This is a genomic window from Actinomadura sp. NBRC 104412 (assembly GCF_030269515.1).
Classification (GTDB): domain Bacteria; phylum Actinomycetota; class Actinomycetes; order Streptosporangiales; family Streptosporangiaceae; genus Spirillospora.
This window is the reverse complement of sequence record NZ_BSTM01000009.1, coordinates 114,697-131,236: the sequence shown is the minus strand read 5'-3', so window position 1 is coordinate 131,236 and position 16,540 is coordinate 114,697. Positions and strand designations below refer to the sequence as shown.

15 protein-coding genes and 1 pseudogene are annotated in these 16,540 nt (G+C 72.2%); 10 read left to right on the top strand and 6 right to left on the bottom strand.

Annotated elements, in window-relative coordinates; genetic code table 11:
* The first annotated feature begins 32 nt into the window (after positions 1-32).
* Positions 33-947 (top strand): ABC transporter substrate-binding protein, encoded by a 915-nt coding sequence (locus QSK21_RS14030; RefSeq protein ID WP_285696117.1) that lies wholly within the window; start codon positions 33-35, stop codon positions 945-947.
* Between the two features lie 71 nt (positions 948-1,018).
* Here the strand turns inward: QSK21_RS14030 and QSK21_RS14025 are convergent, their stop codons facing one another.
* The 3 genes and pseudogenes from QSK21_RS14025 to QSK21_RS36115 all read right to left on the bottom strand — a co-directional run.
* Entirely contained in the window at positions 1,019-1,219 is a 201-nt protein-coding gene (locus QSK21_RS14025; protein WP_285696116.1) for a DUF397 domain-containing protein, read from the bottom strand.
* Positions 1,216-1,683, bottom strand: a complete 468-nt coding sequence (locus QSK21_RS14020) for a DUF5753 domain-containing protein (RefSeq protein WP_352231280.1) — start codon at positions 1,681-1,683, stop codon at positions 1,216-1,218. The genes QSK21_RS14025 and QSK21_RS14020 overlap by 4 nt, the downstream gene beginning before the upstream one ends.
* A pseudogene (locus QSK21_RS36115) lies at positions 1,676-2,095 on the bottom strand (helix-turn-helix transcriptional regulator); the annotation flags it as partial. The gene QSK21_RS14020 and the pseudogene QSK21_RS36115, both read right to left, overlap by 8 nt.
* 226 nt (positions 2,096-2,321) lie before the next feature.
* On the opposite strand from QSK21_RS36115, the gene QSK21_RS14015 reads away from it, so the two are divergent.
* From QSK21_RS14015 to QSK21_RS14005, 3 genes are all read left to right on the top strand, one after another.
* A complete protein-coding gene (locus tag QSK21_RS14015; RefSeq protein WP_285696113.1) occupies positions 2,322-3,434 on the top strand; it encodes a hypothetical protein in 1,113 nt (370 codons plus the stop codon).
* Positions 3,435-4,383: 949 nt separating this feature from the next.
* On the top strand, positions 4,384-4,533 hold the full coding sequence (locus QSK21_RS14010) for a hypothetical protein (RefSeq protein WP_285696111.1): 150 nt from the start codon (positions 4,384-4,386) through the stop codon (positions 4,531-4,533).
* Positions 4,534-4,679: 146 nt separating this feature from the next.
* A complete protein-coding gene (locus QSK21_RS14005; protein WP_285696110.1) occupies positions 4,680-5,636 on the top strand; it encodes a hypothetical protein in 957 nt (318 codons plus the stop codon).
* On the opposite strand, the gene QSK21_RS14000 is transcribed toward QSK21_RS14005, so the two are convergent.
* Positions 5,630-6,394 (bottom strand): IclR family transcriptional regulator, encoded by a 765-nt coding sequence (locus tag QSK21_RS14000; protein WP_285696109.1) that lies wholly within the window; start codon positions 6,392-6,394, stop codon positions 5,630-5,632. The two genes, QSK21_RS14005 and QSK21_RS14000, sit on opposite strands and share 7 nt — an antisense overlap.
* A gap of 91 nt (positions 6,395-6,485) precedes the next feature.
* On the opposite strand from QSK21_RS14000, the gene hutH reads away from it, so the two are divergent.
* The 5 genes from hutH to hutI are packed head-to-tail and all read left to right on the top strand — an operon-like array spanning position 6,486 to position 13,464.
* Entirely contained in the window at positions 6,486-8,030 is a 1,545-nt protein-coding gene (gene hutH, locus QSK21_RS13995; RefSeq protein ID WP_285696107.1) for a histidine ammonia-lyase, read from the top strand.
* A gap of 11 nt (positions 8,031-8,041) precedes the next feature.
* Positions 8,042-9,700 carry a urocanate hydratase gene (gene hutU, locus QSK21_RS13990; RefSeq protein WP_285696106.1) on the top strand — a complete coding sequence of 553 codons (1,659 nt, stop codon included), beginning with the start codon at positions 8,042-8,044 and terminating at the stop codon, positions 9,698-9,700.
* Positions 9,697-10,899, top strand: coding sequence for an allantoate amidohydrolase (locus tag QSK21_RS13985; protein WP_285696105.1), 1,203 nt, complete (start codon positions 9,697-9,699; stop codon positions 10,897-10,899). The genes hutU and QSK21_RS13985 overlap by 4 nt, the downstream gene beginning before the upstream one ends.
* A 10-nt stretch (positions 10,900-10,909) precedes the next feature.
* Positions 10,910-12,301 carry a formimidoylglutamate deiminase gene (locus QSK21_RS13980; protein ID WP_285696104.1) on the top strand — a complete coding sequence of 464 codons (1,392 nt, stop codon included), beginning with the start codon at positions 10,910-10,912 and terminating at the stop codon, positions 12,299-12,301.
* Positions 12,298-13,464, top strand: a complete 1,167-nt coding sequence (hutI, locus tag QSK21_RS13975; protein WP_285696103.1) for an imidazolonepropionase — start codon at positions 12,298-12,300, stop codon at positions 13,462-13,464. The genes QSK21_RS13980 and hutI overlap by 4 nt, the downstream gene beginning before the upstream one ends.
* Here hutI and QSK21_RS13970 read toward each other — a convergent pair.
* Together QSK21_RS13970 and sppA are read right to left on the bottom strand one after the other, a co-directional pair.
* Positions 13,451-13,909 (bottom strand): flavin reductase family protein, encoded by a 459-nt coding sequence (locus QSK21_RS13970; RefSeq protein ID WP_285696264.1) that lies wholly within the window; start codon positions 13,907-13,909, stop codon positions 13,451-13,453. The genes hutI and QSK21_RS13970 overlap by 14 nt on opposite strands.
* Before the next feature lie 26 nt (positions 13,910-13,935).
* Complete coding sequence (sppA, locus tag QSK21_RS13965; protein ID WP_285696102.1) at positions 13,936-15,639, bottom strand: signal peptide peptidase SppA; 1,704 nt, start codon at positions 15,637-15,639, stop codon at positions 13,936-13,938.
* A 36-nt stretch (positions 15,640-15,675) separates the two neighbouring features.
* Here sppA and QSK21_RS13960 point away from each other — a divergent pair, with 36 nt between their 5' ends.
* Positions 15,676-16,536, top strand: a complete 861-nt coding sequence (locus QSK21_RS13960; RefSeq protein WP_285696101.1) for an NUDIX domain-containing protein — start codon at positions 15,676-15,678, stop codon at positions 16,534-16,536.
* The last annotated feature ends 4 nt before the right edge of the window (positions 16,537-16,540 follow it).

The following is a 16,540-nucleotide window of genomic DNA, read 5'->3' as shown; positions in this document are numbered from 1 at the left end:
CGTCCGGTACCCCGGAGGAAGGAACACCACAGATGTCCCGGATGATTCGCGGCGCCGCCGTGCTGGTCGCGGCCGTGCTGGCGGTGAGCGCGTGCGGAGGCGGCGGCGACGACCCCCTCGCCGGGGGTGACGGCGGCGGCTCGGCCATCACCATCGGCGGCGCCGACTTCCCCGAGAGCGGGCTGCTCGGCGAGATCTACGCCCAGGCGCTGGAGGCCAAGGACGTCAAGGTCACCCGCAAGTTCGGCATCGGGTCCCGCGAGGTCTACTACAACCAGGTCAAGAGCGGCGCCATCCAGGTGTTCCCCGAGTACAACGGGGCGCTGCTGGCCCACATCGACCAGGAGAACCCGGCCAGCACCACCCAGGAGGTGGACGCCGCCCTCAGGCAGAAGCTGCCGCCCGAGCTGGAGGTGCTCACCCCGTCCCAGGCCGAGGACAAGGACTCGCTGGTCGTCACCAAGGCGACCGCCGACAAGTACAGGCTCACCAAGATCGACGACCTGAAATCCGTCGCCGGTGAGCTGATCGTCGGCGGCCCGCCGGAGTTCAAGACCCGCCAGCAGGGCCTGGTCGGCCTGGAGAAGGTGTACGGGCTGAAGTTCAAGCAGTTCAAGTCCCTGGACACCGCGGGCCCGATCACCGTGTCCAACCTGCAGAAGGGCCAGGTGCAGGCCGCCGACCTGTTCTCCACCGACCCGGCCATCCAGAAGAACGGCTTCGTCGCCCTACAGGACACCAAGAACGTCTTCGGCGCCCAGAACGTCCTGCCGCTGGTCTACAAGTCCAAGGTGAACGACACCGTCCGCGCCACGCTGAACGCGGTGTCGGCCAAGCTCACCACGGCCGGGCTCCTCGAAATGAACGCGGAGATGTCCGAGAAGAAGACCGACCCGGAGACCGTCGCCAAGAACTGGCTCACCAAGAACGGCCTCATCTCCGGCTGACCCGCGGCGCCCTCACCCGCCCCCTCCCGGAGGCGGGTGGGGGCGCGCGTGCCTTGAGACGATCCGGTCCTTCACGCGTGCCCGTCGTGCTCCTTGCAGCCGCGCAGGAACGCCGCCCACTCGGTCCGGCCGAATTCGAGGACGGGGCCGGTGCCGAATTGTTTGGTGTCGCGGACGGCGATGCGGCCGAGGGGCGCGCGCCCGGCCTCGATACAATCGGCGTCGGGATTGCTGTGGCTGGACTTCCGCCAATCGCTGTACTGCTGTTTCACGTCTCCGACTCCATCTGCCCGGTCAGGCGGCCAGCAGTTCTCTCCAAGAGGGAGAGGCTCTCCAGCGAGGGGAGGGCGACACTGCTAAGCCGATCGTAGGTTCGCTCATACCCTGCCACCTCGGAGGGTTTGGTATGGATGAGATCTGCGTTGATGCCCTCGGCCAGCACCAGCGGCGGATCGGCGGGATCCGGGAACGTGTAGATCACGAATGAGGTGTGCAGGCGACTCGGGGAGGGGCGCGAGTCCAGCGGGAGCACTCGCACCGTGAGGCGCGGCTGGTCGGTGACCAGCTCGATCATGTGCTGGAGTTGCACGGCCATGACATCTGGAGGTGTCACGAGCCGCCTCAAAGCGAACTCGTCGATGATCACCTCGTAGGTGGGGCCGTCGGGCCGGAAGACCCGCCTCCTGCCGCTTGCGGCGTGCTTCCAGGCTCTTCGCTGGGACGTAGGACAGTTCACCGTCGCGCTCGTCCAACTCGATGAGCGCACGTGTGAAGTCCGGGCTCTGCAGAAGCCCGGGGATTGAAATCTGGGTGTAGCTCCGCATGCTGTGAGACCCCGACTCCACGTCCGCGTACAGGCGCTGGCGAGCCCCCATCGCATCGCCGATGTCGTCCCACCAACCGCGGTCGGTGGCGTCGCGGGCGATGCGAAGTATGTGGTCGTACCTCTCCTTGGGAACCTCCAAGAGGTCCATGATCCTCATGACGTCCCCGATTTCGGGGCGCATCCTGGCGGTCTCCATGCGGGAGATCCGAGGGCGCGAGCGGTGGATGAGCCGGGCCAGTTCGTCGGCGGTCAGGCCGCGCTCCTCTCGGAGGGCGCGCAGCTCGGTGCCGAGGCGGCGACGGCGGACGAAGGGACTGGTCACCGTTGACCTCCCTGGTCATTGGGGGCGTGGAGGTGTCAACCCTGTGCTACCAGGCGCGTTCGGAGTGTGTCCGTCTATTAGCTCAGGTGTTCGAAATTCGAGTCAAGTGGCACGTTCAGATCGATGACTTGCCGTGACTGCACGTTCACCTACCGCACGTTCTTACTGATCAGAAGATTCGCCGAAAGCGCGCCAGAGTGTGACGACACCCTTACACTCGGTCGGCATGGGTCATCGAGTGCAGTATCTGATCAAGAGCGGTGGTTCCCGGACGGGCTACTACTCGCAGTGGGGCGGTCTCACCCTCGAGCTCGACCTGCTGGCGGGGCCGGAGACCGCGCTGAGGTTCGTCCGCGGGCAACGGGCCGTCGGCGGGTGGCTGAACGAGATGCAGTGCGACGGAGCGGCCATCATCGACCCGGACGAGCGTCGGCTGCTGTGGTTCTCCCACTATCTTCGTGATGCCGCGTACCGTGCGGCCGTCCTGGAGGTCATGACCCTCACGTGGCAGGGCTGGCGGCTCGACTGGGCGTACGACGGGCTGCGCGAGATCGTCGACGCGCTCGGCGAGGACGGACGCAAGGTCCAGCGCTTGCGCACCATCCCGGTGCCGGACGACCTCCGTACGCCCGAGGAGTTCATGTCCGCGATGCCGCAGTTCCACCTGAGCCCCGAGGCATTCCCTCCCGGCTCGGAAATGCCCCGCGAACTGCCACTGGGAACACCCGTCCCGGCGCCGGCGCCGGACGACGACGAACCAGAACTGGCCTGCCTGGTGACCGTCGTCAAGAATGGCCTGACCAGGGCGTACATGGCCGATATGGACGCGTCCTGGGTCATCGAAAGCGGCGTCGATTCCCTTACGGACCTCTACGAGAAGTGGGAGCCGGTCACCCGTTGGCCGTCCTTCCCATCCTCCGGCGTTCATCTGAACGCGGACAGCCGCACCGGCGGCGCATGGACGTTCAGCGCGCTCAACCAGGTCCTCAATGACGCGGAAACTTTTTGGCCCGGCTGGCGCTGGGAATTCTGGCGGGACCGCTACCGCGAGCACCTCAACCGCATCGGCACCGCCATTGACTTGCCCGGCATCGATTTCAAAGCCGGGCTGCAAGAACTTCGCAGCAAGTTCGACGCCCATCAGGTAATGGACAAGGGCACCCGGGCGGCGTCCATGCTGCTCGGACTCATCGGCGCCTTGAGGAGCGCCGCCGAATCTAACGAGCTGACCGTCCAGACCGAGAGCGCCAACGCCATGGTGCACCGTCCCATGGACCTCACCCCCGAGGAAAAAGGCCGCGTCCACGCCGCCCTAACCGCCCTCCGCTACAGATCCTGATGGCCCCGCTCCCGTAGGTGGCGGTGTTGCCTGGTCAGGCCCAGCCGATGCGGGTGGGCGGTCACCTTCGGCTTTCTGCCCGGTTGGCCTCACGTTGGTTGTCCCAGGGCGGGGTTGCGGGTCGCCTGCGGTTGAGTGCGGGGGTTAGCGTCGGCGGCTGGCGGCCTGTGGCCGCAGCGTGCGGTAGGGGCGGGCCGACTTGTACCGGCTCTGGCCGCAACCCGGTAGCCGCTGCTCTCCGTCCGCTGTGCACCTCAGCCAGCGTGAGGCCAGCCCGGTAGTGAGCGCAGCAGGGCGCGCTGGGCTGCACCGGCTGGGCCCGGCCGGGCAGTCACCGCAACTTGCGTTTTGGAGTCGTTGGGCAGCCGTCCCGGCCGCTGTGGTTGGTGCGTTACTGGCGTTGGGGGAGGGATGTGCCAGGTGCCGGAGGGGGTGATCCAAATAAGGAGTCCTGGCCAGGGTTGGTAGAGGTGCCAGCCGGGGGTTTGTTCGGTGCGGTGGTGGCGGCGGCAGAGGGGGGCCAGGTTGCAGGGGCAGGTGGGGCCGCGTCCCCAGGGGATGGTGTGGTCGAGGTCGCAGCCCTGGGAGCGGCGGTTGCAGGTGAGGAAGGCGCAGGTGGTGTGGTGTTGATGTACGGCCCGGCGCATGGCTGTGGTGGGCCGGTAGCCGGTGTGCCCGGGCTGGTGTTCGGGGTTGGTGGTTTGGCGCCAGTGGTGGCGGAGGTCGGTGAGTTGGTCGTGGAAATTTGGACGGCGTGAGTGATGCGGAAGGGCAGGGCGCGTGTTCGGCCGGTCGCGGTCAGGTGGTCGCGGATGGCGGTCAGTTCCCGGTCGGCCATGTGGGCGAGTACCGCCGCGATCGTGTCGGAGGCGGCCGACGAGGCGGGCGGCTCGCACGGCTCGGGCGGCTCGGAAGTGGTCTGTTGGTCGGCCGCCGGTGGTGTGGGGGGTTGGGTGAGGAGGGTGTGCAGTGCGGTGGGGAGATCGGTACCGTGCAGGAGGTGCTGGGCGAGGTCGGCGCGGAGATGTCCGAGAAGAAGACCGACCCGGAGACCGTCGCCAAGAACTGGCTCACCAAGAACGGCCTCATCTCCGGCTGACCCGCCCTCGCTCGCGCCCTCACCCGCCCTGTCACGGGGCCGGGTGAGGGCGCGTCCTCATCCCCGGTATCGCGTGACCGAGGGCCGGCCGACGAGATTCCCAGAAAGCATGCCTGAGTGTGATCAGGTCGTTACACTCGGTCGGTATGGGGCATCGGGCGCATTACGTGATCAAGAGCGGTGGGTTCTGGGGACGGTACTACTCGCAGTGGGGTGGCTACACGCTTGAGCTCGACCTGTTGACGGGGCCAACTGCGGCGACGCGGTTCGCCAGGGGGCAGCGGCCGTTCGGGACGTGGATGTACAACGGCGAGTGCGATGGCGCCGCCCTCATCGATCACGATGAACGCCGGCTGCTGTGGTTCTCCAGGTTCCTCGGGGCCGTGGCGTACCGGCAGGCCGTCCTGGACGTGATCGAGCGCACGTGGGCGGGCTGGCGGATCGACTGGGCGTACGGCGGGCTGCCCGAGATCCGGCGGGCGCTGGGCGATGACGACGGGATGCGGCCGTGGGCGTTCCGTGACCTGACCCCGGCCTCGGAGGACCGGCCGCCGTGCCTGCTCACGGTGGTGAAGGACGCGACCGTGCGGGCTTACATGGTGGCCGAGGGGGCGCATGCGGTCCTCGGGCACGATCTCGACTCGCTGATGCGCTACTGCGAGCGGTGGAGGCCGGTCCGCGTGTGGCCGTGCCTGCCGTCCAGCGGGGTGCATCTGGACGTGGATCGCCGCGCCGGAGGCGCCTGGACGCTCGGTCTCGTGGACGCGCGCGGCCCCGGCTGGCCCGGGTGGTCGTGGGAGCACTGGGGGGATCGCCATTCCGAGCACCTGAGCAGGGCCAAGGGGGCGATCGACCTGCCGGCGGTCGACCTGTCGGCGGGGCTGCGGATGCTGGCCGAGGAGTTCGACAGGCACCGTGGGCTGGACGCGGGCACGCCGGTGACGGCGCAGTTGCTGGAGTTCGCCGGGGCGCTGAGAGGCGCGGCGGAGTCCGTGGGGATGTCGGTGGCCGCCGCCGGTGACGCGCCGGGGCACGGTCCCCTGGACCCGACCGAGGAGGAGCGGGACCGGGTGCGCGCGGTGCTGGCGGCGCTGCGTCAGTGAGCCGGGGCCCGGCCGGTCAGGCGGGCGGTGAGGGCGGCGGCCGTGGCCTGGACGGGGGCGGCCAGGTCGGGCCAGGTCTCCTCGGGGTGGTCGGCGCGCCGGAAGGTGAGGGTGATGGCGGCGGTCGGGTGGGCGTTGTGGTCGAAGGCGCAGGCGGCGATGCTGGCCAAACCCTCGGTGATGTGGCCGTCCTCCATGGACCAGCCGCGCCGGGCGTCCTCTCGCAGGCCGCGGCGTAGTTCGCGCAGGGACGTGGGGCCGTGGCCCGTCCGGGTGACGAGCGGGCCGGGGAACAGGGCGCGGAGCTGGGCCGGTGGCAGGTGCGCCAGCATCGAGCGGCCGCTGGCGGTGAGGTGGGCGGGCATCCGGACGCCGACGTCGGTGACGAGGGTGACGTGCCGGGGCGGTTGCTCCTTGAGCAGGTAGAGGGTCTCCGCGCCGTGCAGGACGCCGAGCTGGACGATCTCGCCGGCCCGGTCGACCAGGCGGCGCAGCAGGGGCCGCGCCAGGCGCTCCAGAGGGCCGTGCCGCAGGTACGCCGAGCCGATCTCGAACGCGGCGACGCCCAGGCCCCAGCGGCGTTCCTCCGGGACGTGGGCCACGAAGCCGTCCTCGGCCATGGCGGCGAGCAGGTGGTAGGTGGTGGAGCGCGGCAGGCCGAGGTCGCGGGCTATCGCGGAGGCGGGGAGGGGGCCCGCCGAGGCCGCGAGCAGGCGCAGGACGGCGAGCGCCCGGCGGGCGGCGGGGGCTTGGCTCATGCCACCAGTGTCCCCCACATGTCTCGTATCCGAGACGGTATGCGGTCGGGGCCGGTGCCGCGCGCCCACGTCCGGCCTGTGCAATGGGGGTATGGAAGACGGCATGGTCGAGGTGGGGCCGGAGCCGCTCGCCTTCGCGCAGGTCGAGGCGGTGGCCAGGGACGGTGCGAAGGTCGTGCTGACCGATCGGGCGTTGAGGCTGATCGGGGAGGCGCGGGCGCACATCGAGGAGCTGTCGTCCCGCCCGCTGCCGGTGTACGGGGTGTCGACCGGGTTCGGTGCTCTGGCGACCCGGCATATCGCTCCCGAGCTGAGGGCGCGGCTCCAGCTCAACATCGTCCGGTCGCACGCGGCCGGGTCGGGGCCGGAGGTGGAGCGGGAGGTCGTGCGGGCGCTGATGCTGCTGCGGCTGCGGACCCTGGCCACGGGACGGACGGGCGTCCAGCCGGTGACGGCGCGGACGCTCGCGTCCCTGCTCAACGCGGGCATCACCCCGGTCGTGCACGAGCACGGCAGCCTGGGGTGCTCGGGGGACCTCGCCCCGCTCGCCCATGTCGCGCTCGCGCTGATCGGCGAGGGCGAGGTGCGGGACGCGGCGGGCGGGCTGAGGCCGGCCGCGAGCGCGCTGGCCGAGGCCGGGATCGAGCCGGTCACGCTGGGCGCCAAGGAGGGGCTCGCCCTGCTGAACGGGACGGACGGGATGCTCGGCATGCTCGTCCTGGCGATACGCGACCTGTCCCGGCTGCTCACCGCCGCCGACCTGGCCGCCGCGATGTCCGTCGAGGCGCTGCTGGGGACCGATCGCGTCTTCGCGGAGGACCTGCACGCGCTGCGGCCGCATCCGGGTCAGGGCCTGTCGGCCGCGAACCTGCGGGCGCTGCTGGCCGACTCGGAGATCATGGAGTCGCATCGCGGGCCCGACTGCACGCGGGTGCAGGACGCCTACTCGCTGCGCTGCTCGCCCCAGGTGAACGGCGCGGCCCGCGACACGCTGGCCCATGCCGAGCTGGTGGCGTCCCGGGAGCTGGCGAGCGCCGTCGACAACCCGGTGGTGCTTCCGGACGGGCGGGTGGAGTCCAACGGCAACTTCCACGGCGCGCCCCTCGCCTACGTGCTGGACTTCCTGGCCATCCCGGTCGCGGACGTGGCGTCGATGTCGGAGCGGCGCACCGACCGGATGCTCGACCGGGCGCGCTCGGGCGGCCTGCCCGCGTTCCTCGCCGACGACCCGGGGGTCGACTCCGGGCACATGATCGCCCAGTACACCCAGGCGGCGCTGGTCTCCGAGCTGAAACGGCTGGCGGTGCCCGCGTCCACCGACTCGATCCCCAGCTCGGCGATGCAGGAGGACCACGTCTCGATGGGCTGGAACGCCGCCCGCAAGCTGCGCCGTGCGGTGGACGGGCTCGCCCAGGTGGTCGGGATCGAGATCCTCACCGCCGCCCGCGCCCTCGACCTGCGCCGCCCGCTGCGTCCCGGACCCGCCACCGCCGCCGTGGTCGCCGCTCTGCGCGAGCGGGTGCCCGGCCCCGGGCCCGACCGGCACCTGGCTCCCGAGATCGCCGCCGCGACCGGGCTGGTGCGGGACGGGACGCTGGTGGCCGCAGCCGAATCCGTCACCGGCCGACTCGCCTGAGGAGATGTCACATGTCCGGTCCCCGTCCCGTGCGCGCGCCGCGCGGCACCTCGCTGACGCATGCCAAGGGCTGGCCGCAGGAGGCGGCCCTGCGCATGCTGATGAACAACCTCGACCCCGAGGTGGCCGAGCATCCCGACGAGCTGATCGTGTACGGGGGCTCGGGGAAGGCGGCCCGCGACTGGGCCTCGTTCGACGCGATCGTCCGGTCGCTGACCGGCCTGGAGGGGGACGAGACGCTGCTCGTCCAGTCCGGTAGGCCGGTCGGGGTCTTCAGGACGCACGAGTGGGCGCCGCGGGTGCTGCTGGCCAACTCCAACCTGGTGCCGCAGTGGGCGACGTGGGAGGAGTTCCGCAGGCTGGAGGCCCTCGGGCTGACCATGTTCGGGCAGATGACCGCAGGTTCGTGGATTTACATCGGCACGCAGGGCATCCTCCAGGGGACCTACGAGACGTTCGCCGCCGTCGCGGGGAAGAGGTTCGGCGGGTCCCTCGCCGGGACGATCACGCTGACCGCGGGGCTCGGCGGGATGGGCGGGGCGCAGCCGCTGGCCGTGACGATGAACGGTGGCGTCGCGATCTGCGTGGAGTGCGACCCGTCCCGGATCGAGCGGCGCGTCGAGCACCGCTATTGCGATGTGCGGGCCGGCTCGCTGGACGAGGCCCTGCGGATGGCGGAGGAGGCGAAGGCGCGGCGGCGCGCGCTGTCGATCGCCGTGCTGGGCAACGCCGCCGACGTCGTGCCGGAGGTGCTGCGCCGGGGCGCGCCGATCGACATCGTCACCGACCAGACCAGCGCGCACGACCCGCTGCGGTACCTGCCGAGCGGCGTGGCGTTCGAGGACTGGGCCGACGAGCGCGACAAGGACCGGGAGGGCTTCGTCGCCAGGGCCCGCGCGTCCATGGCCGTCCACGTCGAGGCGATGGTCGGGTTCCTGGACGGGGGCGCGGAGGTCTTCGACTACGGCAACTCGATCCGCGGTGAGGCGCGGCTGGCGGGCTACGACCGGGCGTTCGCGTTCCCGGGGTTCGTGCCCGCGTACATCCGGCCGCTGTTCTGCGAGGGCAAGGGCCCGTTCCGGTGGGCGGCGCTGTCCGGCGACCCCGCCGACATCGCCCGCACCGACCGGGCGATCCTCGACCTGTTCCCGGAGAACGAGGCGCTGGCGCGGTGGATCAGGATGGCGGGGGAGCGGGTGCGTTTCCAGGGCCTGCCGTCGCGGATCTGCTGGCTCGGGTACGGGGAGCGCGACAAGGCCGGGGCCGTGTTCAACGACCTGGTGGCGCGGGGCGAGATCAGCGCGCCGCTGGCGCTGGGCCGCGACCATCTCGACGCCGGCTCGGTGGCGTCCCCGTACCGGGAGACCGAGGGGATGGCGGACGGCTCGGACGCGATCGCCGACTGGCCGCTGCTGAACGCCCTGCTCAACACCTCGTCCGGCGCGACGTGGGTGTCGATCCACCACGGCGGCGGCGTCGGCATCGGGCGGTCCGTCCACGCCGGTCAGGTGTGCGTCGCGGACGGCACCGAGCTGGCCGCGCGCAAGCTCGAACGCGTCCTGACCAACGACCCCGGCACCGGCGTGATGCGGCACGCCGACGCGGGCTACGAGCGCGCCCGGGAGGTCGCCGCCGAACGCGGCGTGCGGATCCCCATGCAGGAGTCATGAGCTTCACGGAGATGTGGGAGGCGTTGCTGCCCATTGGGCGGGACGCGGAGAGCGGAGGCTATCACCGGTTCGCCTGGACCCCTGCCGAGCTGGAGTGCCGGGACTGGTTCAGGGACGAGGCGCGCCGCCGCGGCCTGGCCGTGGAGGGCGACGCGAACGGCAACCTGTTCGCCTGGTGGCACCCGGAGGGCGCGCACGGCCCGGCGGTCCTGACCGGAAGCCATCTGGACTCGGTGCCGGGCGGCGGCGCCTACGACGGGCCGCTCGGCGTCGTGTCGGCGTTCGCCGCGATCGACCTGCTGCGCGAGCGCGGCGTGCGCCCGGGTCGCCCCATCGGGGTCGCGGCGTTCGCCGAGGAGGAGGGGGCCAGGTTCGGCGTGGCGTGCCTGGGGTCGCGCCTGCTCACCGGTGCGATCGGTCCCGAACGCGCCCGTGGCCTGCGCGACCGCGACGGGCGCTCGCTCGCGAGCGTGCTCGCCGCGAACGGCCTCGACCCGGAACGCATCGGCGAGGACCCCGGCCTGCTGTCCCGGATCGGGTGCTTCATCGAACTGCACGTCGAGCAGGGCCGCGCCCTGCGCGAGGACGAACCCGTAGGGGTGGCGAGCGCGATCGTCCCGCACGGCCGGTGGCGGTTCGGGTTCGCGGGGGAGGGGAACCACGCGGGCACGACCCCTCTGACCGACCGCCGCGACCCCATGCTCCCCTTCGCGGCGATGGTGCTGGCCGCGCGCCGGGCCGCCGTCCGCCACGGGACGCTGGCGACGGTCGGCAGGGTCGAGGTGATGCCGAACGGGGTGAACGCCATCCCGTCCGCCGTCACCGCCTGGCTGGACGCCCGCGGCCCCGCCGACGCGTCCGTGCGGGCGACCGTGGCGGAGGTCCGGGAGGAGGCCCGCCGCGCCGCCCGCGAGCACGGCGTCGCCGTGGACCTCGCCGAGGAGTCCTACACCCCCGTCGTCGGGTTCGACACCGCTCTCCGTGACCGGCTCGCCGGGGTCCTTGGCGGCGTGCCCGTCCTGCCCACGGGCGCGGGCCACGACGCGGGGATCCTGGCGGCGCGGATGCCCACCGCGATGCTGTTCGTCCGGAACCCGACCGGGGTGTCGCACGCGCCCGCCGAGCACGCCGAGCCGGACGACTGCCTGGCCGGTGTGGAGGCCCTTGCCGCCGTGCTCGACAACGCCGCCGCCGGGTAGGACATTCGCTATGCAGTGGTTCGCCGAGTTCGCCTGGCTTGGGGACGAGGTGGCCGCCGACGTGCTCATCGAGGCCGACGGCGAGCGCTTCACCAGCGTCACCCGCGGCGTGCCGGCCCCTCCGGGAACCTCCGTCCTGCGCGGTCTGACCCTCCCCGGCCTGGCCGACGCCCACTCCCACGCCTTCCACCGCGCGCTCCGAGGCTGGGTCCAGGCCGAGCCGGCCCGGCCGGCCGGATCCGGCCCGCCGCGCATGCCCGGCACCTTCTGGACGTGGCGCGACCAGATGTACAAGGTCGCCGACCGGATCGGGCCCGACGCCTATCGCGCGCTCGCCACGGCCGTCTACGCCGAGATGGCCCTCGCCGGGATCAGCTGCGTGGGCGAGTTCCACTACCTGCACCACAAGCCGGGCGGCGACCCGTACGACAACCCCAACGCCATGGGGGAGGTGCTGATCGCCGCGGCCGCGGACGCCGGCATCCGGATCACCCTGCTGGACACCTGCTATCTCAGGGGCGGCATCGACCGGCCCCTCATGGGCCCGCAACTGCGGTTCGGCGACGGCAGCGTGGGCAACTGGGCGCGCCGCGTGGACAGCCTGTACGAGCACACCGACAAGGGCGGGCGGCCGCACGCCCGCGTCGGCGCCGCGATCCATTCCGTGCGGGCCGTCCCGCCCGAGCAGATCCGCTCCGTCGCCGGGTGGGCCAGGGAGCGCCAAGCGCCGCTGCACGTCCACCTGTCCGAGCAACCGGCGGAGAACGAGGCCTGCCGGCACGCGTACGGCGTCACCCCCACCCGCCTCCTGGCCGAGTGCGGAGCGCTGGGCGCCCGTACCGTGGCCGTCCACGCCACCCACCTCACCCCCGACGACATCGACCTGCTGGGCACCACCATGACCGGTGTGTGCATGTGCCCCACCACCGAGCGGGACCTCGCCGACGGCATCGGCCCCGCTCGCGCGCTGTCCCGCGCCGGGTCCCCCATCTGCCTCGGCTCGGACCAGCACGCGATGATCGACCTGTTCGAGGAGGCCCGCGCGGTCGAGCTGAACGAGCGGCTGCGGACCCGGGAGCGCGGCCACTGGACGGCCGGGGAACTGCTCGCCGCCGCGACCTGGAACGGTCACTACGCCCTCGGCTGGCCCGAGGCGGGACGGCTGGAACCCGGCGCCTACGCCGATCTGGTCACGGTCGCGCTCGACTCCGTCCGTACCGTCGGCCCGGGGCCTGCTCTCGCCGCTGAAACGGTGGTGTTCGCCGCGACAGCCGCCGATGTGCGTTCAGTCGTCGTGTCGGGACGTGAGATCGTCCGGGACGGGCGGCACCTGCTGGTGGACGACGTCCCCGGATCCCTGCGCGAGGCCATCGCGGCGCTCCATGCGACCCTGAACGGGTGAGCATCGCGATCATCAACATCGGGGAGCTGGTCACCAACCGTCCCGGCCTGGGCGAGGGCCCGCTGGGGCTGCTCGCGGACGCGGCACTGGTGATCGACGGCGGCGTGATCGCCTGGGTCGGGCCCTCCTCCGCCGTGCCCGCCGCCGACGAGTCGTACGACGCCGGGGGCCGGGCCGTCCTGCCCGGGTTCGTGGACTCGCACGCCCACCTGGTGTTCGCGGGCGAGCGCGCCGCGGAGTTCGCCGCCCGGATGAGCGGCCGCCCGTACGCGGCGGGAGGCATCCGCACCACCGTCGCCAGGACCCGCGCCGCCACCGACGACGACCTGCGGGCCAACCTGCGCCGCCTCGTCGCCGAGATGGCCCGGCAGGGGACGACCACCGTGGAATGCAAGTCCGGCTACGGCCTGTCGGTCGCGGAGGAGGAGCGCGCCGTGCGCATCGCGGCCGAGGTCGCCGACGAGGTGACGTTCCTGGGCGCGCACGTCGTCCCGTCCGAGTACGGCGACGACCCGCAGGGCTACACGCGGCTGGTCTCGACCGAGATGCTGGCCGCCTGCGCCCCGCACGCCCGCTGGATCGACGTCTTCTGCGAGAAGGGCGCGTTCGACGCCGACCAGGCCCGCGAGATCCTGCGCGCGGGCGTCGACGCGGGCCTGCTGCCGCGCCTCCACGCCAACCAGCTCCACGCCGGACCGGGTGTCCGGCTCGCCGTCGAGATGGACGCGGCGTCCGCCGACCACTGCACGTTCCTCACCGACGACGACGTCGACGCCCTCGCGGGCTCGCGAACCGTCGCGACCCTCCTGCCCGGGGTCGAGTTCTCCACCCGCCAGCCCTACCCCGACGCCCGCCGCCTCCTGGACGCGGGCGCGACCGTCGCCCTCGCCACCGACTGCAACCCCGGCTCCTGCTACAGCTCCAGCATGGCGTTCTGCATCGCGGTCGCCGTGCGGGACATGCGCATGACCCCGGCGGAGGCAGTCTGGTCCGCCACGGCCGGGGGCGCGGCGGCCCTGCGCCGCACCGACGTGGGGTACCTGGACGTGGGCGCACGCGCGGACGTGCACGTGCTGGACGCCCCATCCCACATCCACCTCGCCTACCGTCCCGGCGTCCCGCAAACGGCCGCCGTCTGGAAGGCGGGGGCTAGGACGGTGTGAGGTAGCGGCGGTTGACGCGGATGAGAGGCGTCGCGTCGCGGGTCACGTAGTCGGCCGACAGCACTTCCGCCAGGAACAGCGTGTGGTCGCCGGCCTCGGCATGGTCGCGGGTCTCGCACTCCAGGGCGGTGAGGCCGTGGTCGGGAATGAGCGCGTCCGACTCCGGGCCGCGGTGATGCGGTTCGGCGGCCAGGAGGATGCGGGCGCCGGGACGGCCCTCGGCCGCGAACCGCCCGGCCAGGGCGCGCTGCCCGGCGCTCAGCACGGTGACGGCCCAGCGGTCCTGGACGGTCAGCACCTCGGTCAGGTACGAACCCGAGGCGACCCCGACCGCGATCATGGGCGGGTCCAGGGAGACCGACATGAGGGAGGTGACGGTCGTGCCGATGTCGTCACGCCCGTCCCGGACGGTGAGGACGGCCACACCGGTGGCGAAGCAGGAGATCGCGTCGGTGTAGCCGGTGAGGGCCGTCAGCGGATCTCCCAGGCGCCCGGCAGGGTCAGCGGGCCGGTGGCGGGCAGCCCCAGCCGCGCCGCAAGGCCGCCCAGCGACCCCCAGGCGTCGAAGCGGGCGCGGGCGGCGGTGCGGTCCTCGCTGGACTCCGGCTGGCGCAGCCGCTCCAGCGGCGACACCTGCGGGTACGTGCGGATCGGTGCGTCCTCGGGCAGCCTGGCGCGCTCGCGTGCCAGGTCGAACGCCAGGTCGAGGCCGCCCAGCTCGTCCACGAGGCCGTTGGCCTTGGCGTCGGCGCCGGTCCAGACGCGGCCGCGGGCCAGCTCGTCCATCCGTTCCCTCGGCAGGCCGCGGCCCTCGGCGGCCTTGGCGGTGAAGTCGTCGTAGATCCGGTCGAGCAGCGCGTCGACGCGCTCCCACTCCGACGAGCTGAAGTCCTTGGTGACGCTGAGCAGCCGGGAGTGCTCGCCCTCGGCGACGCTGCCCATCCCGATCCCGGCCCGGTCGAGCAGCCCGTTGATCACGGGCTTGCCGAACACCACCCCGATCGATCCGGTGAGGGTGCCGGGCTGGGCGACGATGGTGTCGGCGGCCATCGCCACGTAGTAGCCGCCGGACGCGGCCACGTTGCCCATCGAGACGATCACGGGCTTGCCCGCCTTGCGCGCCAGCACCACCTCCCGCCAGATCGCGTCGGAGGCCACCGCGGAGCCGCCGGGGCTGTTCACCCGGAACACGATCGCCTTGACCCGGTCGTCGCGGACGGCGGCGCGCAGGGCGGCGCCGATGGTGTCCGAGCCCATCGCCGTGCCCTGGCCGGGCAGGGGGCCGCCACGGCCGCTGCGGCCGAGCCGGATCGGGCCCTGCCCGTTGATCAGGGCGATGGCGTCGTTCCTGCCCGGCCGCGGCAGCCGCTTGGCCAGGCCGTGGGCGCGGTTGTAGCGGGCGAGGTAGCGAAGCTGGGCGTCGTCGCCGACCTGGGCGCGCACGTCGGCGTAGACCTCGTCGCGGTAGCCGAGCCTGTCGACCAGCCCGGACTCCAGGGCCTCGTCGGCCAGCAGGGGGCCGCGGTCCATCAGCTCGCGCACCCGCTCCCGGCTCAGCCCGCGCCCGGTGGCGATCCCGTCGATGACCTGTTCGGTGACGGAGGTGACCACGCGCTGGGACGACTCGCGGTGCGCGGGCGTGTAGCCCTTCTCGACGAAGGTGTTGGCCGCGGTCTTGTACTCGTGCCGCTGCGCGAACCTGGGCTGGACGCCCGCCTTCTCCAGCGCCCCGGCGAAGAACGGCTCCTCCAGCGCCAGGCCCATCAGGCCCACGTCACCGGACGGCTGGACGTACACCCGTTCGAACACCGACGCCAGGTAGTAGGGGACGGTGCCGCGCCCGGCCTCGCCGAAGCTCTCCGCCCAGGCGACGGTGAGCTTGCCCGCGTCCCGTACCGCCTGGACGGCCTGGCGCAGCTCCTGCACCACCGCCAGGCCGATCCCGCCGGTGATCTTGACCACCAGGGCCTTCACCCGGTCGTCGCCGCGTGCCCGGCGCAGCCCGTCCAGGACGTCCCGTAGCTGGTTGCGGCGCATCGACATCAGCGCGGACAGCGGGTCGGCGGGTGCCGCCTCCACCATCCCGTCGGTCAGGTCGAGCTCCAGGATCAGGGGCGCGGTGCGCCGCTCGCGTGCCTGCTGGATGATGCTGACGACTGTGCCGGGATCGACCATGGACCCACCTTATGCGCTGGCCGCTAGGGTCTCCTCATGGGAGGCGACGGTGACGGCTGGGCGCAATGCGAGCAGGGGCACTCGCATTGGGGCCGGTTCGGCGCGGCTGGGCTGATGGCCTACCACCGTGACCCGGACGGCCAGGTGTGGGTGCTGCTCCAGCAACGGGCCTGGTGGGGCATCGGCGGCGGGACGTGGGGCATGTTCGGCGGCGCCATTCACAGCAACGAGGATCCGGTGTCGGGTGCGCTGCGCGAGACCGCCGAGGAATGCACGCTGGACACGCGACGGGTCGAGGTGCACGGCATCCTGGTGGAGGACCACGGCGGCTGGCAGTACGCCTCCGTGGTCGGCCGCGTCCCCGAACTGGAGCATGTGCGTCCCGCGTCCATGGAGACGCGGAAGGCGGCGTGGGTGGCGGAGGACAAGGTCACCGACAAGCGCCTGTTCCCGCCCTTCGAGCGGACCTGGCCGCGGTTGCGCACGTCGCTCAGGCGGCTGGTGCTGGTGGTGGACGCGGCGAACGTGGTCGGTGCCAGGGCGGACGGCTGGTGGAAGGACAGGCCCGCCGCCAACGCGCGGCTGCGCGACGACCTGGCCGCCCTGAAGGAGGGCGTGTCGGGCCTGCCCGCGGGCGTCGTCCCGTACGACAGCTGCTTCCCCGAGATCGTGCTGGTGGTGGAGGGCGAGGCGCGGAGCATCGCGGGTGAGCCCTCGGACGGGGTACGGGTCGTGGCCGCCCGGGGCAGCGGCGACGACCAGATCGTCGACCTGGTCGGTCGGCAGGATCCGGACGCCGTCTACCTGGTCGTCACCGCGGACCGCGAGCTCCGCGCGCGCAGCGAGGCCGCCGGGGCGTCGGTCGTGGGACCGCGCTGGCTGCTGAGCTGTCTCTAGCCCG